This is a genomic window from Providencia sp. AGC89 (assembly GCF_053543535.1).
Map to the genome: position 1 here is coordinate 1 of NZ_JBIXLP010000071.1, position 26,073 is coordinate 26,073.

Annotated in this window: 24 protein-coding genes; 13 read left to right on the forward strand and 11 right to left on the reverse strand. The window is 41.5% G+C overall.

The window, feature by feature from the left end; genetic code table 11:
• A partial coding sequence (msrA, locus tag ACIPUA_RS15745) for a peptide-methionine (S)-S-oxide reductase MsrA (RefSeq protein WP_449059866.1) occupies positions 1-362 on the reverse strand: 362 nt, incomplete at its 3' end.
• A 130-nt stretch (positions 363-492) separates the two neighbouring features.
• Between msrA and tamA the strand changes: the two genes are divergently transcribed.
• From tamA to ACIPUA_RS15760, 3 genes are read left to right on the forward strand one after another with little or no spacing between them, the layout of a single operon-like run.
• Complete coding sequence (gene tamA, locus ACIPUA_RS15750) at positions 493-2,235, forward strand: autotransporter assembly complex protein TamA (RefSeq protein ID WP_449059860.1); 1,743 nt, start codon at positions 493-495, stop codon at positions 2,233-2,235.
• Positions 2,232-6,008 carry an autotransporter assembly complex protein TamB gene (tamB, locus tag ACIPUA_RS15755; protein ID WP_449059861.1) on the forward strand — a complete coding sequence of 1,259 codons (3,777 nt, stop codon included), beginning with the start codon at positions 2,232-2,234 and terminating at the stop codon, positions 6,006-6,008. Before tamA ends, tamB begins: the two co-directional genes overlap by 4 nt.
• A gap of 3 nt (positions 6,009-6,011) precedes the next feature.
• Positions 6,012-6,359 carry a gamma-glutamylcyclotransferase family protein gene (locus ACIPUA_RS15760; protein ID WP_042845772.1) on the forward strand — a complete coding sequence of 116 codons (348 nt, stop codon included), beginning with the start codon at positions 6,012-6,014 and terminating at the stop codon, positions 6,357-6,359.
• A gap of 91 nt (positions 6,360-6,450) precedes the next feature.
• On the opposite strand, the gene ppa is transcribed toward ACIPUA_RS15760, so the two are convergent.
• Entirely contained in the window at positions 6,451-6,981 is a 531-nt protein-coding gene (gene ppa / locus ACIPUA_RS15765; protein WP_042845770.1) for an inorganic diphosphatase, read from the reverse strand.
• A 211-nt stretch (positions 6,982-7,192) separates the two neighbouring features.
• On the reverse strand, positions 7,193-8,200 hold the full coding sequence (gene fbp, locus ACIPUA_RS15770; protein ID WP_042845769.1) for a class 1 fructose-bisphosphatase: 1,008 nt from the start codon (positions 8,198-8,200) through the stop codon (positions 7,193-7,195).
• A gap of 164 nt (positions 8,201-8,364) precedes the next feature.
• Here fbp and mpl point away from each other — a divergent pair, with 164 nt between their 5' ends.
• Positions 8,365-9,747: a UDP-N-acetylmuramate:L-alanyl-gamma-D-glutamyl-meso-diaminopimelate ligase gene (gene mpl / locus ACIPUA_RS15775; protein WP_449059862.1), complete on the forward strand. Its 1,383-nt coding sequence runs from the start codon at positions 8,365-8,367 to the stop codon at positions 9,745-9,747.
• An 81-nt stretch (positions 9,748-9,828) separates the two neighbouring features.
• On the opposite strand, the gene ACIPUA_RS15780 is transcribed toward mpl, so the two are convergent.
• The 4 genes from ACIPUA_RS15780 to argR form a co-directional block, all read right to left on the reverse strand.
• Entirely contained in the window at positions 9,829-11,004 is a 1,176-nt protein-coding gene (locus ACIPUA_RS15780; RefSeq protein ID WP_449059863.1) for an anaerobic sulfatase maturase, read from the reverse strand.
• Position 11,005: 1 nt separating this feature from the next.
• Positions 11,006-12,730: an arylsulfatase gene (locus ACIPUA_RS15785; protein WP_449059867.1), complete on the reverse strand. Its 1,725-nt coding sequence runs from the start codon at positions 12,728-12,730 to the stop codon at positions 11,006-11,008.
• Between the two features lie 105 nt (positions 12,731-12,835).
• Positions 12,836-13,249, reverse strand: a complete 414-nt coding sequence (locus tag ACIPUA_RS15790; protein WP_048605829.1) for a DUF6122 family protein — start codon at positions 13,247-13,249, stop codon at positions 12,836-12,838.
• A gap of 83 nt (positions 13,250-13,332) precedes the next feature.
• Positions 13,333-13,803, reverse strand: a complete 471-nt coding sequence (gene argR / locus ACIPUA_RS15795) for a transcriptional regulator ArgR (RefSeq protein ID WP_042845763.1) — start codon at positions 13,801-13,803, stop codon at positions 13,333-13,335.
• A 494-nt stretch (positions 13,804-14,297) separates the two neighbouring features.
• Between argR and mdh the strand changes: the two genes are divergently transcribed.
• Positions 14,298-15,236, forward strand: coding sequence for a malate dehydrogenase (gene mdh, locus ACIPUA_RS15800; protein ID WP_042845761.1), 939 nt, complete (start codon positions 14,298-14,300; stop codon positions 15,234-15,236).
• Between the two features lie 467 nt (positions 15,237-15,703).
• Here mdh and ACIPUA_RS15805 read toward each other — a convergent pair whose 3' ends face one another.
• On the reverse strand, positions 15,704-15,976 hold the full coding sequence (locus ACIPUA_RS15805; RefSeq protein ID WP_042845755.1) for a helix-turn-helix domain-containing protein: 273 nt from the start codon (positions 15,974-15,976) through the stop codon (positions 15,704-15,706).
• 513 nt (positions 15,977-16,489) lie between these two features.
• Between ACIPUA_RS15805 and ACIPUA_RS15810 the strand changes: the two genes are divergently transcribed.
• Complete coding sequence (locus ACIPUA_RS15810; protein WP_042845753.1) at positions 16,490-16,837, forward strand: DNA-binding protein; 348 nt, start codon at positions 16,490-16,492, stop codon at positions 16,835-16,837.
• A gap of 132 nt (positions 16,838-16,969) precedes the next feature.
• Positions 16,970-17,332 (forward strand): DNA-binding protein, encoded by a 363-nt coding sequence (locus ACIPUA_RS15815; RefSeq protein ID WP_042845752.1) that lies wholly within the window; start codon positions 16,970-16,972, stop codon positions 17,330-17,332.
• A gap of 30 nt (positions 17,333-17,362) precedes the next feature.
• Here ACIPUA_RS15815 and ispB read toward each other — a convergent pair whose 3' ends face one another.
• Positions 17,363-18,334 carry an octaprenyl diphosphate synthase gene (gene ispB / locus ACIPUA_RS15820; RefSeq protein ID WP_042845751.1) on the reverse strand — a complete coding sequence of 324 codons (972 nt, stop codon included), beginning with the start codon at positions 18,332-18,334 and terminating at the stop codon, positions 17,363-17,365.
• 334 nt (positions 18,335-18,668) lie between these two features.
• Between ispB and rplU the strand changes: the two genes are divergently transcribed.
• The 3 genes from rplU (at position 18,669) to cgtA (ending at position 20,596) form a co-directional block, all read left to right on the forward strand.
• The gene (gene rplU, locus ACIPUA_RS15825) at positions 18,669-18,977 is read left to right on the forward strand and encodes a 50S ribosomal protein L21 (protein WP_004905925.1); all 309 of its coding nucleotides are present in this window, start codon (positions 18,669-18,671) and stop codon (positions 18,975-18,977) included.
• Positions 18,978-18,996: 19 nt separating this feature from the next.
• On the forward strand, positions 18,997-19,254 hold the full coding sequence (gene rpmA, locus ACIPUA_RS15830; RefSeq protein ID WP_004905922.1) for a 50S ribosomal protein L27: 258 nt from the start codon (positions 18,997-18,999) through the stop codon (positions 19,252-19,254).
• 166 nt (positions 19,255-19,420) lie between these two features.
• A complete protein-coding gene (gene cgtA / locus ACIPUA_RS15835) occupies positions 19,421-20,596 on the forward strand; it encodes an Obg family GTPase CgtA (RefSeq protein WP_042845750.1) in 1,176 nt (391 codons plus the stop codon).
• 61 nt (positions 20,597-20,657) lie between these two features.
• Here the strand turns inward: cgtA and dacB are convergent, their stop codons facing one another.
• Positions 20,658-22,106, reverse strand: coding sequence for a serine-type D-Ala-D-Ala carboxypeptidase (gene dacB / locus ACIPUA_RS15840; protein WP_042845749.1), 1,449 nt, complete (start codon positions 22,104-22,106; stop codon positions 20,658-20,660).
• A 249-nt stretch (positions 22,107-22,355) separates the two neighbouring features.
• On the opposite strand from dacB, the gene greA reads away from it, so the two are divergent.
• Positions 22,356-22,832 carry a transcription elongation factor GreA gene (gene greA / locus ACIPUA_RS15845; RefSeq protein WP_042845748.1) on the forward strand — a complete coding sequence of 159 codons (477 nt, stop codon included), beginning with the start codon at positions 22,356-22,358 and terminating at the stop codon, positions 22,830-22,832.
• Positions 22,833-22,951: 119 nt separating this feature from the next.
• Here the strand turns inward: greA and yhbY are convergent, their stop codons facing one another.
• Positions 22,952-23,245 (reverse strand): ribosome assembly RNA-binding protein YhbY, encoded by a 294-nt coding sequence (gene yhbY, locus ACIPUA_RS15850; RefSeq protein WP_004905914.1) that lies wholly within the window; start codon positions 23,243-23,245, stop codon positions 22,952-22,954.
• A gap of 135 nt (positions 23,246-23,380) precedes the next feature.
• On the opposite strand from yhbY, the gene rlmE reads away from it, so the two are divergent.
• Together rlmE and ftsH are read left to right on the forward strand one after the other, a co-directional pair.
• A complete protein-coding gene (rlmE, locus tag ACIPUA_RS15855) occupies positions 23,381-24,010 on the forward strand; it encodes a 23S rRNA (uridine(2552)-2'-O)-methyltransferase RlmE (protein ID WP_004905912.1) in 630 nt (209 codons plus the stop codon).
• A gap of 57 nt (positions 24,011-24,067) precedes the next feature.
• On the forward strand, positions 24,068-26,053 hold the full coding sequence (ftsH, locus tag ACIPUA_RS15860; protein WP_071548693.1) for an ATP-dependent zinc metalloprotease FtsH: 1,986 nt from the start codon (positions 24,068-24,070) through the stop codon (positions 26,051-26,053).
• The last annotated feature ends 20 nt before the right edge of the window (positions 26,054-26,073 follow it).

The window sequence follows — 26,073 nt, forward strand, 5'->3', positions numbered from 1 at the left end:
GGGTCGTGATTTTCCCAAAATAAGGTTAATAATTGGGTGTAATCGATCGTTTGTGGGTCAAAAACGACCCGGACGGCTTCCGCATGCCCTGTTAACCCTGAACACACTTCCTCATAGGTTGGGTTTGGTGTTAACCCACCACAATATCCTGCTGAAGTGGAATAAACGCCAGATTGCTGCCAAAATAGACGCTCTACACCCCAGAAGCACCCCATAGCAAAATAAGCGATTTCCATATTCTTAGGAATAATCTCAATCGAATGATGGTTAACCGCATGATATGGTGAGTAAGTTATAGCGGTTGCTCTGCCGGGCAGAGGTTGTGCAATATTTGCAGAGTGAAATTTATTAAATGGCATAATGATTCCTATGTATATTGACCGCACAAAAAAACTAAAAATAGGGATAAAAACTTGTGTATCCGGCTAATTTTACTCAAAATAAATTGATATGAAGTATTTAGTCAATCGAATAACCACCTTAGGAGTAGGCGTGTCGAAATACCCACTAGCTTGTTTTCTCTGCCTAACTGCGGCACTACCAGTGGCACACGCAGCGAACCTTCGCCTTAATATTGAAGGGCTTGAAGGCCAACTTAATCAAAACGTGCGAGTACAACTTTCTAATATATCTCAAGATGAAGTTGTACCCAATGGTCGTTTTCGAGCCCGTGTTGAGAAAGCAATTCAAGAAGGTTTAAAGCCTTTAGGTTATTATCAACCTTCCGTTGAGTTTAGTTATGAAGAAAAAATCCCGCCTGCTCGTTCTGTATTGACTGCTAAAGTAACTCCTGGAGAACCCATTTTATTGAGAGGGGTGACAGTTGAATTACAAGGTGGTGCAAAAACCGACCCTGACTATGAAAAGATGGTTAAAAAATACACACCAAAACTGGGTATTATCCAAAATGATGGTGAATATGAAGATTTCAAAGGTCGTTTTAGCAGCCTAGCTATTCGTAAAGGTTATTTTGATGCAATGATGGAGAAAAGCCAATTAGGTATTTCTCTTGACCACCATGCTGCTTATTGGGATTTTGATTTTAATAGTGGGGAGCGTTATCGCTTTGGCGCCATTTCTTATCAAGGGTCGCAAATTCGTGAAGATTATTTGAATAATCTCGCTCCGTTTAAAAAAGGGGAATATTACACCTCCGAACAACTCGCTGAGTTTAACCGTCGGTTAGCAGAAACTGGCTGGTTCTCTTCTGCGATTGTCACTCCGGACATCGCAAAAGCGCGTGAGGCGGATTCCGATGTGTTACCTATGGAGGGTGTGATGGTCCCCCGCGCCAAAAACTTTATTGAACTTGGTGGCGGTTATGCAACTGATGTCGGCCCGCGCGTTAAAGCGACATGGAATAAACCTTGGGTCAATTCAAGGGGGCAAAGTTTTACATCAAGTATCAGCCTTTCTCAACCAGAGCAATTGATTGACGCTAGTTATAAAATTCCATTAAAAGCCAATCCTTTAGAGCAATACTATGCCGTTCAAGGCGGTTTTAAACGCACCGATTTAAATGATACACAATCAAATACTACGACTTTAAACGTATCTCGTAACTGGGACTACTCTTCCGGTTGGCAATATGGCGTGAATATGCGTTGGATGCTGAGTAACTTTACCCAAGCTGATGTCACTAATACGACAATGCTATTGTATCCAGGGGCTTATGTTAGTCGCATTCGTCAACGTGGTGGTGTGATGCCAAGTTGGGGGGATAGCCAACGTTATTCAATTGATTATTCGAATAAAATTTGGGGTTCAGATATCGACTTTGCTGTATTGCAAGCTAAAAATGTATGGATAAGAACCCCATGGGAGGGGCACCGTTTTGTGGTGCGAGGTAATATAGGTTGGATTGAAACCAATGATTTTGACAAAGTCCCGCCAGACTTGCGTTTCTTCGCTGGTGGTGATGGTAGTGTACGTGGATATGGATATCAAAAAATCTCCCCAGAAGACAGTAAAGGTAAACTGACAGGGGCATCTAAGCTGGCTGTTGGCTCTGTTGAATACCAATATAATTTCACGGGTAATTGGTGGGGCGCCACTTTTATTGATAGCGGCGAAGCAGTAAATGATATTAAAAAGAGTGATTTTAAAACTGGCGCAGGTATAGGTGTTCGCTGGGTTTCTCCAGTAGGACCGATTAAATTTGACCTTGCAACACCAATCGGTGATTCAAATAACGACAAAATACAATTTTATATCGGTTTGGGGACTGAATTATGAGGTGGTTGAAATGGCTAAAATGGATAAGTCTTTCCATTTTATTAATTCTAGTTCTTATTATTGCGGCATTAAGTTGGGTAATTGGCACCCAATCCGGTCTTCATTTTGCTTTAAATTCAGCGACTCGCTTTGTTCCTGAATTAACGATTGATAAAATAGATGGTGATATCAGTAATTTAACGTTGACTGGCGTGAAGTATCAAATGCCAGGCATTGATGTTAATGCAGGGGAATTACATTTAGCATTACGCCTAGGCTGCCTGAAAAGCCGTGAATTATGTATTGATAACCTTAGCACTGATAATGTAATGGTAAATGTTGATACGGCGCAGTTACCGCCATCAGAAGAAGCACCTGCTTCAGAGCCACTAACTGAACTCAAAGCACCGCTAACCATTCGTTTAAACCAGCTTTCGTTAGTTTCAACTCACGTCAATGTTGATGGTATGGATATTGATTTAGCTAAATTTACCACAGGGGTAACGTGGGAAGATAAAGCTATCACAATTATTCCGACAGATATTATTGACTTGGCAATTCATTTACCTGAAACGCAACAAGATCAGGCGACGGAAGACAAACAACCCGACCCTGTACCGATTAACGAGCAAAAATCGTTAGCAGATGAACTAAAAGAATTGTTCTCAAAACCGCTACTGGCTGAATTACCTGAAATAATTTTACCTGTTAATTTAAATGTTGAGGGGATTAATGCATCGAACTTTCAATTAACTGGTGGGGCTGACGTTAAGATTAACCAATTACATCTTAGCTTGTCTAATGAGGGGCAGCAGGTACTGGTTAAACAGTTAAAAGTTGATGCGCCACAAGGTAATGTGGCTTTATCTGGAACAGCAATGTTGAAAGATAAGTGGCCAGTATCTTTATCAATATTGGGAGAGAGCCGTTTAGAGGATTTAGATGGGCAAAAAATAGATTTGTCTTTAAAGGGCGGCTTAATTGATGAACTACAATTGGCATTGAATCTGCAAGGCCCAATTAATGCGACGTTAGATGCAGAAACTGACTTATCACAAGCGGATTTGCCAATTTTATTAACACTAAAAAGCGATAAGCTGACATGGCCTTTAGTCGGTGATGCACAGTACCAGTTAGATGGCACACGCCTACGTTTAAATGGCCGCCCATCCGCTTATGATATGTCTTTGCGTTCTGCTATTACTGGGCAAGATCTTCCTCCATCAACCTTACTCTTAGACGCCAAAGGTAATGAAGAGCAAATTAACCTTACGCGTTTACGCTTATCCGCTTTACAAGGGAATGCGGACATCACAGGGGTGGCTGACTGGAGTAAAGCAATCAGTTGGAATGCGGTGCTAACCTTGTCAGGTATCAATACCGCTAAACAATATCCCGAGTGGCCAGCGAAGGTCGATGGTAAAATTGTTACGCGCGGTAGCCTATACGGTGGGAGCTGGCAATTGCAAGTCCCTGAAATTATGCTGGATGGTAATGTAAAAAATAACTTACTGAAAGCGCGTGGGCAGGCAAAAGGCAATGCAGCCGGTCAGTGGGACATCCCTAATTTTAATTTAGCACTAGGCAAAAATAATATTGATGTAAAAGGGACGCTTGCTGATAAATGGAATCTTGATGCAAAAATTAACGCACCTGGGCTCAATGGTCTACTACCCGGTTTAGGGGGGGTGATTGTTGGTGATGTGAAATTACGGGGTAATTTGCAAACGCCAGAAGCGTTAATTGACTTAACCGCTCGCGGTGTGAAATGGCAAAATGATCTCGCTATTGATAACGTGGTTATTAAGGGTAATGTTGCTACTGGTGAGCAGATAAAAGGCGATTTATCCGTTGTCTTACGCCAATTAAAGCAAGGTGATCTGGTCATTAGTAACCTGAATCTTGACGCGAAAGGTAGTGAAAAGCAGCATACACTGAAGCTGAATGTTAAAGGTGAACCTGTCTCAGGGCAGTTATCACTCGCAGGGAGCTTTGACCGCCAAACAGAAGTGTGGAAAGGTAACCTGACCAATACGTTATTTGATACTGTTGTCGGTGAGTGGCGCTTGAATCAAGCCATGTCACTTAATTACGCTAATCAAACGCAAGAAGTGACAATTGGTCGTCATTGCTGGGTAAATCCAGATGCGCGTTTATGTGTGCCAAAACCAATTAAAGCAGGTAAAAGCGGCAGTGCTGACATTGTATTAGAACGCTTTGACTTAGCAATGATTAAACCGTTTATGCCTAAAGATACACGTGTTAGTGGTGTCTTTAGTGGCAAAGCAAACGCTATTTGGAAAGACGATGGCAGTATGCCGCAAGTGAAGTTAGATTTACGTGGCAATGACGTTAAAGCAACACAGTTTGTTGAAGGGACGCGCTTACCTATCGCATTTGATACCTTAACGTTAAGTGCAGGGCTCAAAAATGGTAAGGCAGACGTTAATTGGTTGTTTGGTTTGCAGAATAACGGCCAGATGCGCGGCAATATTCAAATTTCAGATATTGAAAAACGCCGTCTGTTAGCGGGTAATGTAGAAATCAATTCGATTACTTTAGATTTAATTAAACCGCTGCTTGGTCAAAAAGAAGTGGCTAATGGCCGCTTGAGTGCCAATTTACGGCTAGGGGGCTCAGCAAATAACCCATTATTAAATGGTAATTTATCGCTTTCTAGCTTAGAAGTTCGCTCAGCGATGATCCCATTTGATATTAAAAGTGGTCATTTAGGTATTAATTTTAATGGCACTAGCTCTGTGATGAATGGGCAAATCAATACACCGGAAGGTTATTTGAATATCGATGGTGATGCTGATTGGCGTAACATTGATGCGTGGCGAGCTAAAATAATGGCGCGTGGTAATAACTTACGGGTTTCTCTGCCACCAATGATTAAGATTGATGTACAGCCGGATATTGTGTTTGATGCATCGCCATCCTTATTAACCTTGAATGGTTCTGTGACAATCCCTTGGGCAAGAATTACTGTTCAGGAATTACCTGAATCTGCGGTTAGCGCATCATCTGATGTGGTTATGCTAGATAGTGATTTAAAACCAATAGAAGAAAAAGCGCCATCAATCCCAATTCAAACCAATCTAGATATTAAAATTGGTAATGATGTTCGGTTAGATGCGTTTGGTTTGAAAGCTCGTTTGACTGGCTTGTTGAAAGTTATTCAAAATAAGCATGGCCTCAGTTTGAATGGTCAAGTTGATATTCCTGCAGGGCGTTTCCGCGCTTATGGGCAAGACTTAATCGTCCGCAAAGGCCAAATACAGTTCTCTGGCCCTGCCGATCAGCCATTCTTAAATTTAGAAGCTATCCGTAACCCAGATAACACCGCTGATGATGTTATTGCGGGTGTTAAGGTAACAGGGCTTGCAGATAAGCCGAAGGTAGAAATATTCTCTGAACCTGCCAAAACGCAACAAGAAGCACTCTCTTATCTGTTAAGAGGGGAAGGGTTAGATAGTGGTGATGCAAATGGTTCACAAATGACATCAATGCTTATTGGCCTTGGTGTTGCACAAAGTGGGCAATTAGTTGGCAAGATTGGTGAAACATTTGGGGTATCTGATTTGGCTGTTGATACCCAAGGTGTGGGGGATAGCTCCCAAGTTGTGGTGAGTGGTAAGATCACTAATGATTTACAAGTGAAGTATGGTGTTGGTATCTTTGACTCATTGGCGACGTTAACGTTACGTTATCGATTGATGCCAAAACTGTATTTAGAAGCGGTGTCTGGTGTTAACCAGGCCTTGGATCTCCTTTACCAATTTGAGTTTTAGATTATGCGTGTAATTGTTTATGGCAGCTTAAGGCAAAAGCAAGGTAATCATCACTGGATGACTTATGCTCAACTGTTAGGGGAGCATAAGCTAGAAGGCTATGAACTGTATGATCTTGGGTTTTATCCTGCGGTGGTTAAGGGGGATGGGGTGATAGAGTGCGAGGTATATCGCATTAACCCATCTATCTTAACAGAGCTAGATGAGCTAAAGAAAAACTCCCAAGATTATGCGAGGGAGCTAATTTCGACGCCATATGGCAATGCTTGGATTTATCTATATAAACATTCTGTTGATGGTCTGCGCCGCATAAAAAGTGGTGACTGGCTTAAACGTAATGAAGAAGAATAAACGTTTAGCCATTTAGGCTTTGTAGTTTGTTAATAAAATAAAAAAGCTCTGGTATTTACCAGAGCTTTTAACAATGACCCTTAAGGGAAAATTATTTTTTTGCAGCGCGTTCGAAAGAAGAAATAATTTCTGCTTTAGCGGCTTCTACGTTATCCCAACCGTCAACTTTAACCCATTTACCTTTTTCTAAATCTTTGTAGTGTTCAAAGAAATGGGTAATTTGTGCTTTCAGTAGTTCAGGGATATCGTTCACATCTTTAATGTGGTCGTATTCTTTGCTTAATTTAGTGTGTGGAACAGCAACTAATTTAGCGTCTTCACCTGATTCGTCAGTCATTTTTAAAACCCCAACTGGGCGACAACGAATAACTGAACCCGGCTGTAATGGGTATGGAGTAGGGACTAACACATCAACTGGGTCGCCATCTAAAGACAGAGTATTGTTGATGTAACCGTAGTTGCATGGATAGAACATTGCTGTTGACATAAAACGGTCTACAAACAGCGCGCCAGATTCTTTATCAACTTCATATTTGATAGGGTCTGCGTTAGCTGGAATTTCGATGATAACGTAGATATCTTCTGGCAGATCTTTACCTGCCGGTACATTGTTCAGGCCCATTTAAGTGTATCCTTTGTGTGAATAATGAATTTACCTACTGACTTTTAAGCTGCTGGTGGAAACGGTATTAATGACTTATTTCCATGCAAGTTAAATCTCAGGGTAGATAACGTGGGGACATTATAGCCGTAAAAGGGGGGAAAACTCACTAGTTGGAGAAAAAAAGGGGCAAAAAAGGCGGGAAGCCCCGCCTATTAGCTAGTTATATGAATTATTCGGTGTCAGGGAACTCACGCATGAATGATTCTGCTTTCTCCACCATTGACTCTGTTCCTACGAAGAAAGGAGCACGTTGGTGTAATTCACTAGGGATAATATCCAGGATGCGGTTAGCGCCATCGCTTGCTTTACCGCCGGCTTGTTCAGCTAAGAATGCAATAGGGTTGCACTCATACAGAAGACGCAGTTTACCATTTGGATGGCTTGCTGTACTTGGGTAAATATAAATCCCCCCTTTAAGCAAGTTACGGTGGAAGTCTGCGACTAAAGAGCCAATATAGCGGGTGGTATAAGGACGGTTTGTCGCTTTATCTTCTTCTTGGCAGTATTTAATGTACTTTTTAACACCCATTGGGAACTTGATGTAGTTACCTTCGTTGATAGAGTACATTTTACCTTCTGATGGGAACATGACTTTCTCATGAGAAAGGCAGAAAACACCTAAAGAAGGGTCGTAGGTAAATGCATGGACGCCAACGCCAGTGGTGTATACCAACATAGTAGAAGAACCGTAAACAACATAACCGGCAGCAACTTGGCGATGACCTGGCTGTAGAAAATCCGCTTCAGTAACTGGTTGCCCAATTGGTGTAATACGGTGATAAATTGAGAAAATTGTCCCAACGGAAACGTTTACATCGATATTTGAAGAACCATCTAATGGGTCCATTAAAACGACATACTTTGCGTTTTCAGCACGATCTCCTTCGAAAATGACAATTTCGTCTTCTTCTTCAGAGGCGATACCGGCAACTTCTCCGCGGGCTTTTAAAGCCGCTTTCAGTTTTTCGTTTGCATACAGGTCTAGCTTCATCTGGACTTCGCCTTGAATATTCGAAACACCATTGGTGCCAAGAATATCTACCAGCCCAGCCTTGTTAATATCACGATGGATAATTTTAGCGCCCAGTTTGATTGCTGATAGTAATGATGTCAGCTCACCTGTTGCATGAGGAAAATCTTGTTGCTTTTCGACGATGAATTCGCCTAATGTTTTCATGACGAAGGTCCTGAATAAAATTGACAAAGGTTTTGCGGGGTATTGTACCCTCGCGCGCAGAGAGTTTAACTAAATAAAAAAAAGATTAATAGGTTAATGCATTTATAAACCTGCTATTGATGGGTAGAATAGTGACAAACCTCATGCTAATTGGATGAAAAAGAATGCACATACATATTTTAGGTATATGCGGTACCTTTATGGGTAGCTTAGCAATATTGGCTCGTTCTCTAGGCCATAAAGTCACGGGCTCTGATGCAAATGTGTATCCACCAATGAGCACTTTGCTTGAAAATCAAGGCATTGAACTCATTCAAGGTTATGACCCTTCACAACTCGACCCAGTACCGGATATGGTAGTTATTGGTAACGCCATGACGCGTGGTAACCCTTGTGTTGAAGCTGTATTAGAAAGAGGCTTACCTTACACTTCAGGTCCTCAGTGGCTACATGACCATGTATTACCAGAACGCTGGGTGCTCGCTGTGGCAGGGACGCATGGAAAAACCACTACCGCGGGTATGTTAGCGTGGGTGTTAGAAGATTGTGGTTATAAGCCTGGTTTCCTAATTGGTGGTGTCCCCGGTAACTTTGATGTGTCGGCAAAAATAGGGGAAAGCCCATTTTTTGTTATTGAGGCAGATGAATATGATTGTGCATTTTTTGATAAGCGTTCTAAATTTGTTCATTACAGCCCAAGAACGTTAGTCCTGAATAACCTTGAATTTGACCATGCGGATATTTTCGAAAGCCTTGAGGCGATACAAAAGCAATTCCACCATCTGGTTCGTATCGTTCCAGCCAGCGGCAAAATTTTCACACCAGATAATGACAATCACTTAAAACAAGTCATTGGTATGGGCTGTTGGAGTGAACAGGAGCTTGTTGGTGGTGAGCATGGTGAGTGGCAGGCAGTAAAATTGAATCATGATGGTAGCCATTTCGAGGTTTACTATCAACAAGAGAAAGTGGGTGAAGTCACTTGGTCACAAGTGGGCAATCACAATATTCAAAATGCATTGATGGCGATAGCCGCTGCACATCATGTCGGCGTCCCCGCCAAGGAAGCTTGCCTTGCTTTGGATAAGTTTATCAATGCACGTCGGCGGTTAGAGCTGCGTGGTGTTGAGAATGGTGTGAGTGTTTATGATGATTTTGCTCATCACCCAACCGCTATCTTGGCAACATTAGAAGCATTACGTAGCAAAGTGGGGGGGACTTCACGCATTATCGCCGTACTCGAACCTCGTTCGAACACCATGAAAATGGGGATTAACAAAAATGATATTGCGCCAGCCTTAGGCCGTGCAGATGAAGTCTTTTTATTCCAACCTGCTAATATTCCGTGGATGGTAACGGATATTGCAGAGAAATGCGTGCAACCTGCTCGTTGGAGCGCTGATATTGACGTTTTGACAAATATGGTCATTGAGACGGCTCAACCTGGCGACTATATTCTCGTGATGAGCAATGGCGGGTTTGGTGGCATTCATGGCAAATTGCTTGCGGGTTTAAAGGCGAAAGCCGAAATAGAATTAGATGAGTAATGGTTTAAACCGTATTTATCTGTAAATAAGCCCCCTATCATAGTTTGTGAGATAGGGGCTTTTGGTTAATACTAACCTTCGTTAAAACCCTATTTCTTGCCGCCATTGTTGAACGCCGCGCATACTACGTTCATATTTCCTCAGCGGTGTCATAACAGTATTAAAAAACTGAAAATAGCCTTCACATAACTTATTTTTCCCCATCGAATTGATATGCGCTGGGCATCCGCCTTGGCAAACCGCTTTTACCGTACAAGATTGGCATTCTCTGCGGGTGCTTTTATTTTGCCCAAAAGGTAGCTCTATAGAATTGAGGACGAGTTCACTCAAAGGTGTTTGTTCTAAGATGTTCCCAATGTGATGGCTACTATTTATTTGGTGGTCGCAGGCAAATATTTGCCCTTGAGCTTCCATGACCAAGTTAGTACCACAGCGTTCTGAGTGGACACAAGTCTGGCTAACATGGGTAAAATACTGGCTGTAAACGTGCTCAATGTTCATCACATGTACATTGCCAACGTGGCGTTGAGATTTCCAGTGTAAATAGATATCAGTTAAAAATTTTCCCCAATTAGGAGCCGTCAATGTAAATTGATGCTCAAGCGCACTACCTTCGGTCATTAATGGTTGGAATTGAATAAATTTTACACCAAGCTGAATAAAGTGCTCATAGATGGTTTGTGCTTGATTGGCTACGGTATCATGTACAACCGTCAAGATGTTGAATTCAATATCAAACTCTTGTAGAAGCCTTATGCCCTTTAGGACGGCGTTGTAACTACCTTGCTGGCCTTTTTTGTCTAAACGATAGCGGTCATGTATTTCTTTTGGTCCATCTAAACTCACACCAATAATAAAATTATGCTGCTTTAAAAAGCGGCACCATGCAGGGGTGAGCAAGGTACCATTGGTTTGTAGACTATTAGAGATTTTCACATGCTTTGGTGCATATTTTTGCTGCAAATCAATGGCTTTTTTATAAAAATCTAACCCAGCAAGTAGGGGCTCTCCACCTTGCCACACAAAATTAATTTCTTTGCTGTAGGTTGGTTGAGAAGCAATATAATTACGGATAAAAGGTTCTAACATCTCTTTTATCATGGGTTTAGGTCTAGGTAATTGGTCTTCTGGATAATAACAATAATCACATTTCAGGTTACAACCCGCCCCAACAGGTTTAAGCAAAATATGAAAAGGGACAACCGCCCTTGTGGGCGGTGAAAACGAAGAAAGGCTATCATAAAAGGCGATTTTCATATTATTCCCCTGATTGATTCACTGAGGGAATAATACGTTTATGCGTTTTGGGGTCGATACCAATATAGTTACCTGTTTTTTCATCATAACCAATATAATCAATGGCTTCTCCTTTGGCTTCAATCACCATGCCAGTTTTAGCAAATTGTTCATATTGCTGACGAAGTTTCTCAAGGATCTTCGGATGTTGTGTTGCAACGTTTTGCGTTTCTAGCGGATCATTTTTTAAATTAAACAACTCCCATGGCGCCATTTCTGCTTTTGCCGAGTTTGGAACAAGGCGGCGTAGTTTCCAATCACCTTCAACCAAGGCTGCCTGATTATGTAATTCCATGGCAAATGAATAGCGGGTTTTAACGGGGATATCTTGGGTAAAATGTTGTTTAAAGCTAACTCCTCTAATGGGGACTGGGTTGATATTTTTAATTTTTTTATTGGGGTCAATATTGGCAAATTCATATAAGGTTGGCGCGATGTCATAAACGGCCATAGGGGTATTATCAATACTACCCGCTTTATGGATACCAAGGCCTTTGATAATGAAATTGGTATTAATGCCACCCTGTGCGCTAGTAGTTTTATGGTAATTGGCATACGGAGCATTGCTAACATTAGCCCAATGAGGGCCTGCTGAAATAAATGAATTTTTACGGCCTAAGTTTTCGTAGCTATTATCAAATTGCGTCCAAAATGCAGGGTCGCCCTCGTAATAAAAGCCTTGAGCAGGGTTAGCTCCATTATCAGTGGCAAAAATAATGATGGTGTTTTTATCTCGCCCAGTTTCTTTTAGCGTCTGGAATACATTGCCAATTTGCTCATCCATATTAGCTATCATGGCGGCGTAGACTTGCATGGTTTTAGCGGCATAGCGTTTTTCTTCGGGGGTGAGTTGTTCCCATTCTTTATCTAAATCAAGGTGAGGCATCGGCGTTTTATCTGTAATAATCCCGATTTCTTTTAATCGGTTGATTCTCTGCCGGTAAATTTTCCCATAGCCTTCATCATATTGACCGTCAAAACGCTGGGTCCAGTCATCTGGTGCTTGTAGGGGGTCATGGGGAGCCGTGAAGGCTAAATAAGCAAAAATGGGCTGTTCACTGGGTGTTTCTTTGATCCATTTTTCAAGTTGTTGTGCATAAGCTTCGCTGGAGTAAAAATTCGCAGGTAAAGCGGTTTTCTTACCATTTAACGTGTAATAGGTATGGAAACTTTCAACGGTACCAAGAGGAACTGCATCATCAAAATGGCTAGTGCCACCTCCCATAAAGGCAAAAGCTTGGTTAAAACCCCTATCGGTTGGCTTGGAGCCAGAACTGTAGCCTAAGTGCCATTTCCCTGACATCAGTGTGTTATAGCCAGCATCTTGGAAACGCTCGGCCATGGTAACAACGCGATCAGTTAGCCGTAATTCATAGCCTGGTTCACCGACTGTATTTTCGTACCACCACATTCCACCGATACCAGCTTGCTGATTGGTGGCGCCAGTGAGTAGCATGGAGCGTGCAGGTGCAGACATTGGTGAGGTGTAATACTGGCTCATTCTGACACCTTGTTCTGCCATTGTTTGTAAATTAGGTGTCGGGATCTCACCGCCAAAAGGATTGATATCGGAATACCCCATATCGTCGGCGATAATGATTAAAATATTAGGTTTTTCAAGGGGGGCGCTGTAAGCAAAGTTTGATATTGCACTGCTTAATGCAACGGCTAATAGTGTTTTTTTGATCATTCCATGGCCTCAATTGTTAATAAATTGTTTCATTAACATTAGATATTGTTGCTATGGATGACTATCGTTCTTTGGAATTATATCTATGGTATAAATGAAAGCTTAATTAACACTCAAGGAAGGCATAGAAATAGGGCATTGTGTGACAGCTAAGCTCAACGTGATTGGGGCATTCATTTCTTTTTTGAGACTGCCCATATAACAATCTAATGAATCTGTAAAAAGATGGAATAAGCAACCTACAGCGACAGCCTTGAGCTTCCATGAAGGCATAAATAATAACACCACATAAGCAATAGCAGCCCAAAGGGAATGAAGAGGATGAAAGCCAATACCGCAACGCTCAGGGTCGAAAATTGGATCTGCTAATAGGTGGTCTAAATCGATAGCCATAGTCGCTATCATGATTAACGCTGCGATCTTCCAATTTTTTCGCCAAAATAAATAAGCAAATAGAATTGGCATCAAAAAATGGAAACCATAATGTACGAGGTTACGGAAAATGTCGAATAACACAGCGAAGTCCCAAAGCAGTTAGGGGGCAGAAAAAACAGAGGGAAATAAGACTTCCCTCTTCATATCAATGAATATCGATAAAATTATAATTCTTGTTCAAACAACGCTAAGATAGCTTCATACAGTTCTTGCGTTGTGAAGTTATTTGCAGGCGTAGAGAAAATCGTGTCATCTCCCGCGATACTGCCTAAAATCCCCTCCGCTTTCCCCAAAGAGTCTAGTAAACGTGCAATAAGTTGTGCGGCACCTGGGCTAGTTCTAATGACGACAACTGAAGGGTTATAGTCAATATCCAACACCAAATTTTTGAGAGGGCTGGTAGCAGTAGGAACACCGGGCTCTGTCGGTAGGCAATACACCATTTCCATTTTTGCATTACGGGTGCGAACCGCACCAAATTTTGTCAGCATTCTGGAAATTTTTGATTGATTGATGTTTTCGAAGCCTTCTTCTTGGAGAGCTGTGACAATTTCAGCTTGTGAGCTGAATTTCTCTTCTTTCAATAGGGCTTTAAAAGCCTTAACCAAGTCTTCTTGTTTAGACGGAGTGCGCATAATTAACCCATTCTTCGGCATTAAACTGAGTTGTATTATCCGTAAAAGTGCATTTTTATGCAACAAAATTGCGTTATGATGATTTTATAAACAGTATTCAATGTGCCCTTGAGTTAAAGAGCCATGGAGAGGTTAATGATAAACATTAATTTATCTTGTTTGCCCATAGTTAAGCGTCAGCATAATAGGCTAATGAACTTACGCAATAAATATTGTAAAATTATTGTTAATAAAAATGATTTTGTTTGAATAATAAACAGTAAAAACAACTTATTGTGCGAAAATCAATAGTAAGAAAAACTATTTGTTAAAAAAGTGCCCGTTATCTCATTAACAGATAAGGAATTTGTTTAGAATACTGGCAATTAGTAGACAAGTTCTCTAGCGTTAAACTCTCTCTCTATCTGTTAACAAATTGTTTTTTATACGTAATGTGTTAAGTGTATAACAAATAAAGTGATATCTTTTTAAAGTACAAATTAAGGAGTTTCAGAATGAAAGTTGCAGTCCTAGGTGCAGCAGGTGGTATCGGTCAGGCTCTAGCCCTTCTTCTCAAAAACCAGCTCCCAGCAGGTTCAGAACTCTCCCTCTACGACATCGCACCAGTAACGCCAGGTGTTGCTGCTGACTTAAGCCACATCCCTACTGATGTTAAAGTAACAGGTTTTGCTGGTGAAGATGCAAAACCGGCGCTAAAAGGTGCAGATATTGTTCTTATTTCAGCGGGTGTTGCGCGTAAACCAGGCATGGATCGCTCTGACCTGTTTAATATTAACGCGGGTATTGTTCGTAATCTGGTCCAACAAATCGCTGAAACTTGCCCGAAAGCGTTAATTGGTATTATTACTAACCCTGTGAATACTACAGTTGCAATTGCAGCAGAAGTACTGAAAAAAGCAGGTGTTTACGACAAGAATCGTTTATTCGGTGTGACAACACTGGATATTATTCGTTCTAATACTTTTGTTGCTGAATTAAAAGGCAAAAATGTCAATGACATCGAAGTTCCTGTAATCGGCGGTCACTCAGGTGTGACAATTCTTCCTTTATTATCACAAATTGAAGGTGTTAGCTTCACTGACGAAGAAGTTGCAGCTCTGACTAAGCGTATCCAAAATGCAGGTACAGAAGTTGTTGAAGCTAAAGCCGGTGGCGGGTCAGCGACTCTGTCTATGGGCCAAGCAGCAGCACGCTTAGGCTTATCTTTAATTCGCGGCCTACAAGGCGAAAGCAATATTGTTGAATGTGTTTACACCGAAGGTGATGGTGAGCACGCACGCTTCTTCGCACAACCAGTTGTTTTAGGTAAAAATGGTATCGAAAAACACTTACCAGTGGGTAAATTAAGTGCGTTTGAAGAAAATGCGCTAAAAGAAATGTTAAGTGTATTAAAAGCAGACATTGAGTTAGGCGAAAAATTTATTAACGGCTAATGCCAATTAATTTTTTCTAACTAAAAAAAGGTTGAGTTCAAGTCTATAGAACTCAACCTTTTTATTTTTTGTCACGCCACGCCACGGTATTCTTCACCTCATGTACTGACTCCAATGAAGATCTATGAGTACTTATTTCCCATAGTAATGGATGCAAAATAGACGCCAGCCAATATTGTATAGGGGCTAATTGTTTTACTCATTTATAATCGATGATGTAAGCAAGTGGTTTTTGGCTGCTTAATGATATGGGGCATCTTATTGTTAGTTAATGGGCTGTAGGGGAAATATTGAGATTGCAAATCGAGTGAAGAAATATAGATGACTTAATATAACGCCCCATCAATAAGGTTTTTGGGTTTAGATAAAAATTGTCTCAACTTAATCAATTAGTATTAATCAGTTAGTATAAGAATATAAAGCCACCGATAATAACTCATAACAATGGCTTTATATTCATTATTTTTTTAGCTTTCTACTTGTGTTTTATCTCTGACTTTCCTTTCTAATAAGTTCCCCGAGATAGGGTCATAATACCGACTAGGCCAAATTTCAGAAGGATGGATACCTAAAAAATTGGCAATGATCCATTCCCCTTTAGGCCAAGGGCGTGATAGTGCATTCGCTAACGTAGAAGAGCTAAGACCTGCCTCTCTAGAAATAGCGGCCAGAGTTGTTCCACGCTTACGTAAAGCGGCGATGATGTCTGCTGGATGCCAGTCCGACTTCCGTAAAATCATTTTTTAGTCCTTTTTTCGCTCAGAATAATGTAGAGTTAATGGTACGAGTAACGGGAAACTGTGATACATTCAGTACAAACTCCCTGTTATTGGAAATAAAATAACAGAAATTTCCCAAAATAATTTCCAGTTTTTTCTAAAAACTTCATTTTATGAAACTGTCGGGGTTTTTGTGAAACTAAATAGAAAGTCAGTGTTAATAATTGTGAATTAGGATAAAACTTTGAAATTAAAACTAACTCTTTCGAGTTAGTAGTGGAAATGGCGTATTTAATGTTATCCGTTACTTGTATTAGTAATATATATAAATTACTCAATAAAATTAGTTAAATTATTAGCGAGTAAATCATTTAATTATCTGTTATTAAAAGAAATTAGAATACTAATAACAAATATTATTTGTATATTATTATTTGCAGTTATAAATAAAATGAATGAGTTAATGTTTTTAAGAAAATATAGATAGTTTTCAGCAACTAGAAATAAATTGTCATCATGACTAGGAGGGTCAGCATGTACAAGGAATGGCTAACTGCAAAGGAGTTGGTCGGGTTGCAAGGGCTTCCCATGACGACTCAAGGCATAAATGCGATGGCAAGGCGAGAAAATTGGGTCAGCCGTAAAAGGCGGGGGATTCAAGGAAAAGCGTTGGAATATCATATTAGTTCTTTGCCTATCGATATTTTTGAAAGCCAGTTTGTGAATGAAACTTCTGCACCTTATCAAGTCAAACGAAATGATAATTCGTTTATTTGGCAGGAGGCATATAACCAGCTTTCTAACGAGGAGCGTGACATTATTTTGACATTCATTATGCGTGAAGGGGCTTTAGCACTAATCGATTTAATTAATAATAAATAGTTTACAAATACTTAAGATGCAAATAATTAGTATATAAAAATAATATTATATTGAGTCTAAAATTTTTTAACAGTTGACGATTTGGTAAAGCTGCAACAGCAGGTTTCATAATATAAGCGTGAAAGTGAAAATATGAAAAAATTGTGGTTCACTGCAAAAGAATTAGCAGGGCTAGAAGGTCTCCCTACATCGCCTCAGGGGGTAAACCTAATGGCAAGACGAGAAGGCTGGAAGCATCGTCGCAAACGGGGCGTTCAAGGTAAGGCTGTTGAATATTATGTAGAGAGCTTACCTGATGAAATTCAAGGGCAACTCAGTTTATGTGAGCCATCGGTGACTTACCAAAGCCAAAGAATAGATGCACTGCAAATTTGGTCAGAAGCCTATTACCAATTGACGGAGGCTGAACGCAATAAAATTGTCAAACATATCTTGCGTTACGGCTTATCATCACTTCTTGCTCAAATTGGTGAAGAAGAGAAAGAGGAAAAATAACTCCTCTTTCTCGCATCGCATGAGTGAATCTTAGGAATGGCGTTGTATGGCAATGTGCGCTAGGCCAATTAATGCTTCTTTATAGATAGAATCATCAATAACATCTAGCATATCAATGGCTTTTTGTGCCTCTTCTTGTGCGCGGGCATAGGTATACTCAAGGGAGCCACAACGTTTCATCGTTGCGAGGACGGTATCTAATAAGTGGCGTCCATTGCCTTGCTCGATCGCTTGGCGGATCAAAGCAGATTCTTCTTCATTACCATGTTGCATGGCGTGAAGAAGAGGGAGCGTTGGTTTACCCTCATCAAGATCGTCACCTGTATTTTTACCTAATTGCGCATTATCTGCATCGTAATCCAAAAGATCATCAATGAGTTGAAATGCCGTACCAATATAACGACCATAATCTTGCAAGGCTTTTTCTTGCTCTGGCGTCGCATTGGCTAAAATAGCAGAAGCATGAGCTGCAGCTTCAAATAAACGCGCCGTTTTACTGTAGATCACTTGCATGTAGTTTTCTTCAGTAATATTGGGATCGTTACAGTTCATCAACTGTAATACTTCCCCTTCGGCGATCACATTAGTCGCTTCAGACATCAGCTTTAACACCCGCATTGAATCAAGATCTGTCATCATCTGGAAGGATCGAGTGTAAATAAAATCACCGACAAGAACACTTGCCGCATTACCAAAAACGGCATTAGCGGTTTGTTTTCCACGACGCATATCGGATTCATCGACAACATCATCATGCAATAACGTTGCGGTATGAATGAACTCGATCAAGGCTGCGACTTGGGTATGCTTATGACCAGAATAGCCGAGTGCTCGCCCTGCAAGCACAGCGATCATTGGCCGGATCCTTTTGCCACCACCACTGACAATGTAATAACCAAGTTGGTTAATTAGCGCAACATCTGAATTCAATTGACTGAGAATAGCCTCGTTTACCGCAGACATATCTTCAGTTGTTAGTTCAATAATAGATTCTAAATTCATCGTAATTTATTCATATTATTAGTTTTTGGTTCATTCCCTGAATAAAAAATTGGGAGACCGATATAACAGTTATGGTATTAGCATAACATTATTAATAATAAGATTATCAGGTGTGATGCAAAAAATGTTTAAATAAGTAACAATTGAAGCAATAAGCGTGAAATCAATGCTCAAAAACGGTTATTGAGAAAAAAGTCGTATTTTTTGTCATCTAACCGCATTATAGGCTTGTGTTCTGATGCTTTTTTGCGTAGAATTCGCGCCCTATTGTGAATATTTTATAGCGTGCTCTGGAATTGAGATATTTAACGGGTACGCGGAAAGCGGAGTTAATATGTACGCGGTTTTCCAAAGTGGTGGTAAACAACACCGAGTTAGCGAAGGTCAAACTGTCCGCCTAGAAAAGCTGGACATCGCAACAGGTGAAACTGTTGAATTTGATCAAGTTCTGATGGTTGCTAATGGCGATGAGATCCAAATCGGCGCTCCTGTCGTTGAAGGCGTTAAAGTGAAAGCGGAAGTTGTTGCACACGGCCGTGGCGAAAAAGTAAAAATCGTCAAGTTCCGTCGTCGTAAACATAGCCGTAAACAACAGGGTCATCGTCAGTGGTTCACTGATGTTAAGATCACTGTCATCGCTTAAGATTTAGGAGAGCAGATTAATGGCACACAAAAAGGCTGGTGGTTCGACTCGTAACGGTCGTGACTCAGAAGCAAAACGTTTAGGTGTTAAACGTTTTGGTGGTGAAGCTGTATTAGCAGGTAGCATCATCGTTCGTCAACGTGGTACTAAGTTCCACGCAGGTAACAACGTAGGTTGTGGCCGTGACCACACTCTATTCGCATTAGCGGATGGTAAAGTTAAATTTGAAGTTAAAGGTCCAAACAATCGTAAATTTATCAGCATCGAAGCTGAATAAGTTTTCTGATCTTTAATTCAGAATTAAAGCCCTGCAAAAAACTTTTGCGGGGCTTTTTATATTCAGGCATTTTGTTTCTAATGAAGTGCACTCGTATTAAAAAATACGCCATCTCTGAGTAAAACAGCCATCCAGCGTTATATGGCTCAGAAACGGAGAGAGAATTATGAAATTTGTAGATGAAGCCAAAATATTAGTCGTGGCAGGAGATGGTGGCAATGGTTGTGTCAGCTTCCGCCGTGAAAAATACATTCCGAAAGGGGGACCTGACGGAGGTGATGGTGGTGATGGTGGTGATGTTTACTTGCAAGCAGATGAAAACCTCAACACCCTGATCGACTATCGCTTTGAAAAATCATTTCGTGCAGAACGTGGGCAAAATGGTCAAAGTCGTGAGTGTACCGGTAAGCGTGGTCAAGATATCACAGTTAAAGTCCCTGTAGGAACGCGTGTACGCGACTTAGGCACTAATGAAATCCTTTGTGACATGACCCGCCATGAACAGCGCCATATGGTTGCTAAAGGCGGCTTTCATGGCCTTGGGAATACACGTTTTAAATCTTCAGTAAATCGAGCTCCACGTCAACGTACTATGGGGACGAAGGGCGAAACTCGCGAAATACTGTTAGAACTGATGCTATTAGCTGACGTAGGCATGTTGGGTATGCCAAACGCAGGTAAATCAACATTTATACGTTCTGTATCAGCCGCTAAGCCAAAAGTAGCTGATTATCCATTCACAACTTTAGTGCCAAGCCTAGGTGTGGTGCGTATGGATAACGAACAAAGTTTTGTGGTCGCGGATATTCCTGGGTTGATCGAAGGCGCTGCAGAAGGAGCAGGTCTTGGGATCCAATTCCTGAAACACTTAGAACGTTGTCGTGTTTTATTACACTTGATCGACATCTGTCCTATTGATGAATCAGATCCTGTCGAAAATGCCAAGATCATCATCAGTGAACTAGAAAAATACAGTGAAAAACTGGCTGCGAAGCCTCGCTGGTTAGTCTTTAATAAGATCGATATCTTAGGTGAAGAAGAATCCGCACAACGCGCAGCAGAAATTGCTAAAGCAATGGGTTGGGAAGATAAATATTACATGATATCAGCAGTTAACCATGAAGGTGTAAAAGCACTTTGTTGGGACATCATGGAATTTATGAATACTCAGCCACGCGATATGGCAACCACTGAAGATGCTCCGCAACCAGAAAAAGTCGAGTTCATGTGGGATGATTATCACAAAGAACAGCTTTCTGGCGCTGAAGATATTGATGATGACTGGGATGACGATTGGGATGAAGATGACGACGAAGGCGTCGAAATCATTTACCAGAAATAGTTATCGTTGAGACATAAAAAAGGCGCAAAGGCGCCTTTTTTAATTACCAAATTTTGATTGATCAATTTTTCTGGTACAGATCTTTATACAAACGGCTTTCGAAGCGCACTAACGGTACACGACGACTGCGTTGTTGGCTCTGTGGTACGGCATAAGCAGAAATAAACTGTACAAATGCTACGCGTTGCCCACTGGCTGTTGTAATAAAGCCGGCTAGGTTATAAACCCCCTGTAATGCACCTGTTTTGGCAGACACTTTCCCATTAACGCCCGCCTCATCAAAACCACCACGATAGCGTAATGTCCCATCATGACCTGCTAAGGGGAGCATAGAGATAAAATCGAGCTGTTGATCGTTTTTAGCGACAAACTGCAAAACTTCCATCATCGTTGCCGGGGTGATTAAATTATGGCGTGATAACCCTGAGCCATCGACCATGACAGTATTGCCAAGATCGATCCCCGCTTTTTGTTTCAAAACTTGCCTTACGGCATCAGACCCTGAGCGCCATGTTCCTGGAACACCATAATATTCGCGACCAATGGTACGAAAAACGGTGTCGGCAATCATGTTATCGGATTTCTTTAACATTACTTTCAATAAGTCATGTAAGGGCTTAGATTCTGTTTTGACTAACACTTGTGATTGAGCTGTTGGCTGAGTCCGTTTTTTTATATGACCGACTAATTCGATGCCTGCGGTAGTGAGCTCATTTTTGACAATTGCCCCTGAGTAGCTAGCTCCATTTTGCACCGCAAAAGCGAGAGGTAAGGGGTCACTACGTTGAGTAAGGCAACCTGTTAAAGTATAGCGATTTAACTCACCGGGTACGACGTCAAGTTCGCAATAACGGGCTTCGGGAGAGCCTTTTGCCAATGTTTTGACTTCACTGAACATGTTAACAGGATAAAAACTAGCTGTTTTGATAAAGGCAAAATCACCTGCTTTTTCAGCAGGGTATAGGGATACAGAAAAACAATTGCGGTCGATAATAGCCGCAGCAGGTGGCGCACTGAAGCATTGGGTCATATCATTCCATACCCAGCCAGGTGCTTTATCGTGGCTGGTAAATGCGGAAATATCGACGATCAAATCCCCATCAATTTTTTCGATCCCTAGCTGTTTTAACGCATTTGCCATGTTCCGAATTTGCTGGCGAGTTAACGTTGGGTCACCACTGAAGCGGATGACTAAGTCACCTGTCAGTGTATTGTTGCTCAGTTTTGCACTCGTTTCAAAATTGGTAACAAAACGGTAATCTGGCCCCAATTGCAACAATGCTGCAAGTGCCGTCACCACTTTTTGGGTGCTCGCTGGAAGAGCCATTTGCTGGGCGTTATAATCAATTAATGGGGTATTACTTCCCACCGTTTGCGCGACCAGAGCAAGGTTAGTGCCGTCAGGTAGATACTGCTTGTATTCATCAATTGGGATCGCCAAAGCTTGGCTACTGGCTAGGGTGATCCCTAAAGTGATTATCCATTTTCTGGTTAAAGTTAATAATGACATATATTTCACGCATTAGGGTGGACATACAGCACATACTAAAGTGTAATGCCTAATAAAGTAAACGGTGACCCGCTATTAAGTCTCAGTTAAAATAGCGTACATTATGATAAGATAAATGAGTACATAAGTCTGATTGAGTTTTTTTTACCTAGAACACCCCCCCTGTTATACAGAGGTGTTCGGTGTGCTGTTGTTACAAAATCAGGAAGATACTTATTTTTAGATAGGATTGAACCGAGGTATTTATTAATGAAACAGATCCCGATGACAGTACTTGGTGCGGACAAACTAAGAGAGGAACTGGAGTTCCTGAAATCTGTTCGCCGCCCAGAAATTATCGCCGCAATTGCTGATGCGCGGGAGCACGGTGATTTAAAAGAAAATGCAGAATATCATGCGGCTCGTGAGCAGCAGGGCTTCTGTGAAGGCCGTATCCAAGAAATCGAAGGTAAACTTTCTCACGCACAAGTGATTGATGTAACCAAAATGGTTAATAACGGTCGAGTGATCTTTGGCGCAACAGTGACAGTATTAAATGTTGATACCGACGAAGAGCTAACGTATCGTATTGTTGGTGATGATGAGGCTGATATTAAAGTTAATCTGATTTCAGTCAATTCACCAATAGCACGCGGTTTAGTCGGCAAAGAGGTTGACGATGTCGTCTCAATCAAAACCCCAGGTGGGGATGTAGAGTTCGAAATTCTTAAAGTTGAGTATATCTGATTCCTATTTTACTGAATTGGTTATATTATTTCCCCGGATTTAAAGAAAAAGGCCGCAGGCGGCCTTTTTCAACATATAAAACATGCTTTCAATGGCATTTTTATATAAATGATGGGTTATTATTTAGGTAAAATGATTTTGCGATCCGCCGAAGGGCGGTAAATAACAAGAATTTTACCAATGATTTGTACATTTACTGCACCAGTTTCGCGAACAATCGCATCAGCGATCAAATTTTTAGTATCACGGTCTTCGCCTGCGATTTTGACTTTGATAAGCTCATGATGCGCTAGTGAGAGTTCAATCTCAGCTAAGACACCTTCGGTTAAACCGTTGTTGCCAATCATAACGACAGGGTTTAAGTGATGAGCGAGACTTTTTAGGTGCTGAATTTGTTTTTTATTAAGATTCATCGATTTTTTGCTTGGTTAGTATTGAAAATGGCTTATTCTACCGCCATCTGATATCTATCACCATCAATTATATCTGTTCGATGGTAAAGAAGCAGCAACATAGGTGTAGATCTTTTAGTATAGTTGGAAGACACAATGGCCAATAAAAAACGTTCGGCAAGCTCAAGTCGCTGGTTGCAAGAACATTTTAGTGATAAATATGTTCAGCAAGCACAAAAAAAAGGGCTACGCTCACGTGCATGGTTTAAACTGGAGGAAATCCAGCAAGGTGATAAAATATTTAAACCAGGTATGACCGTTGTTGATTTAGGAGCAGCCCCTGGTGGTTGGTCACAATATGTTGTCAGCCAAATAGGTCATAATGGGCGTGTTATTGCTTGTGACTTATTACCGATGGACCCAATCGTTGGCGTTGATTTCCTTCAAGGGGATTTTCGTGACGAGGCAGTGCTCGCCGCTTTGCTAGAACGAGTAGGCGACAAAAAAGTACAGGTGGTCATGTCAGATATGGCCCCAAATATGAGTGGGACACCTGCGGTCGATATTCCTCGCTCTATGTATCTGGTTGAATTAGCATTGGATATGTGCCGTGCTGTATTGGCGCCTGGGGGGAGTTTCATTGTTAAAGTGTTTCAGGGAGAAGGCTTTGACGATTACCTTAGGGATATCCGCTCCCTGTTTACGAAAGTAAAAGTTCGTAAACCTGAATCTTCGCGGGCACGGTCACGTGAAGTATACATTGTAGCGACAGGGCTAAAACTATAGTACCCTGAGCGTTATTTGTTAACACAGTTGTAATATGAGGTTAATCCCTTGAGTGACATGGCGAAAAACCTGATTCTCTGGTTAGTCATCGCAGTTGTTCTGATGTCCTTGTTCCAGAGTTTTGGCCCAAGCGATTCGAATAGTCGCAGAGTTGATTATTCTACGTTTATCAATGAGTTAGCCCAGGATCAGGTACGTGAAGTTCGTATCACAGGTCGTGAACTGAACGTCAGAAAGGCTGATAATAGCCGCTATACAACTTATCTTCCTATGCAGGATGAGAAGCTGTTAGACACCATGCTGAATAAGCATGTGACTGTCGTTGGTGAACCACCAGAAGAACCTAGCTTACTGACATCTATTTTCATTTCCTGGTTCCCAATGCTTCTGTTGATTGGTGTCTGGATTTTCTTTATGCGCCAGATGCAAGGTGGCGGCGGCAAGGGGGCAATGTCATTCGGCAAAAGTAAAGCCCGCATGTTGACGGAAGATCAGATAAAAACAACATTTGCAGACGTTGCAGGGTGTGATGAAGCGAAAGAAGAAGTCGGTGAAATCGTAGAGTTTTTACGTGAACCTGCTCGTTTCCAGAAACTTGGCGGTAAAATTCCTAAAGGCGTCCTGATGGTAGGGCCTCCTGGTACAGGTAAAACACTACTTGCAAAGGCTATTGCGGGTGAAGCAAAAGTCCCATTCTTTACTATTTCCGGTTCAGACTTCGTGGAAATGTTTGTGGGGGTTGGTGCTTCTCGTGTTCGTGATATGTTCGAACAAGCGAAAAAAGCTGCGCCTTGTATCATCTTTATTGATGAAATCGATGCTGTCGGTCGCCAACGTGGTGCAGGTTTAGGTGGTGGTCACGATGAACGTGAACAAACCCTGAACCAGATGCTAGTTGAAATGGATGGTTTCGAAGGTAACGAAGGTATTATTGTTATTGCCGCAACTAACCGTGCAGACGTACTTGACCCAGCATTATTACGTCCAGGTCGTTTTGACCGTCAGGTTGTTGTTGGCTTGCCAGATGTTCGTGGCCGTGAGCAAATTCTGAGAGTGCATATGCGTCGTGTTCCTATCGACCCAAGTGTTGATACTTTCATCCTTGCTCGTGCAACCCCTGGTTTTTCTGGAGCAGAATTAGCCAACCTAGTGAACGAGGCGGCATTGTTCGCAGCTCGCGCAAATATGCGTGTCGTTTCTATGGTCGAATTTGAAAAAGCTCGTGATAAAATTTGGATGGGTGCTGAGCGTCGTTCTCTGATGATGACTGAAGAACAAAAAGAATCAACGGCTTACCATGAAGGTGGCCATATGATTATCGGTCATTTAATGCCAGAGCATGACCCTGTTCACAAAGTCACAATCGTTCCACGTGGTCAAGCGCTGGGTGTGGCATTCTTCTTACCAGAAGGTGATGAAGTTAGCCGTAGCCGCTTAAAACTGGAAGGGATGATTGCGACAGCATATGCGGGTCGTATCGCAGAAGAACTGATTTACGGGCGAGATAAAGTCACCACGGGTGCCTCTTCTGATATTCAGTTTGCAACGAATACAGCGCGTAACATGGTGACTCAGTGGGGCTTCTCAGACCGTTTAGGTCCAATGCAATACTCAAAAGAAGAAGGCCCTGCATTTTTAGGTCGTTCTGCGGGTAATGGTTCAGGTATTTCTGATGAAACAGCGCGTATTGTTGATGAAGAAATTAAGAAAATCTTAGACCACTGCTACCAATTGGCTTATAAAACACTGGAAGACAATATTGATATTCTGCATGCAACGAAAGACGCATTGTTGAAATACGAAACTATCGATATGCCAATGATTGATGATTTAATGAATCGTCGTCCAGTACGTGAACCAGCAGGTTGGGATGAGGACAAAAAAGTCAGTAACGTGACTGGAACATTTGGCAAAGGTGCGTCAAATAGCGATAAAGTTGCTGATAAACCTCAAACTGAAGAACCAAAAAATAATGCTGAAGAGCCAAGCAACAATACTGATGAATCAAACCCATCAGACAATAACGATAACAAGCCACAATAAGTTATCGGAAAAGTAAGGTA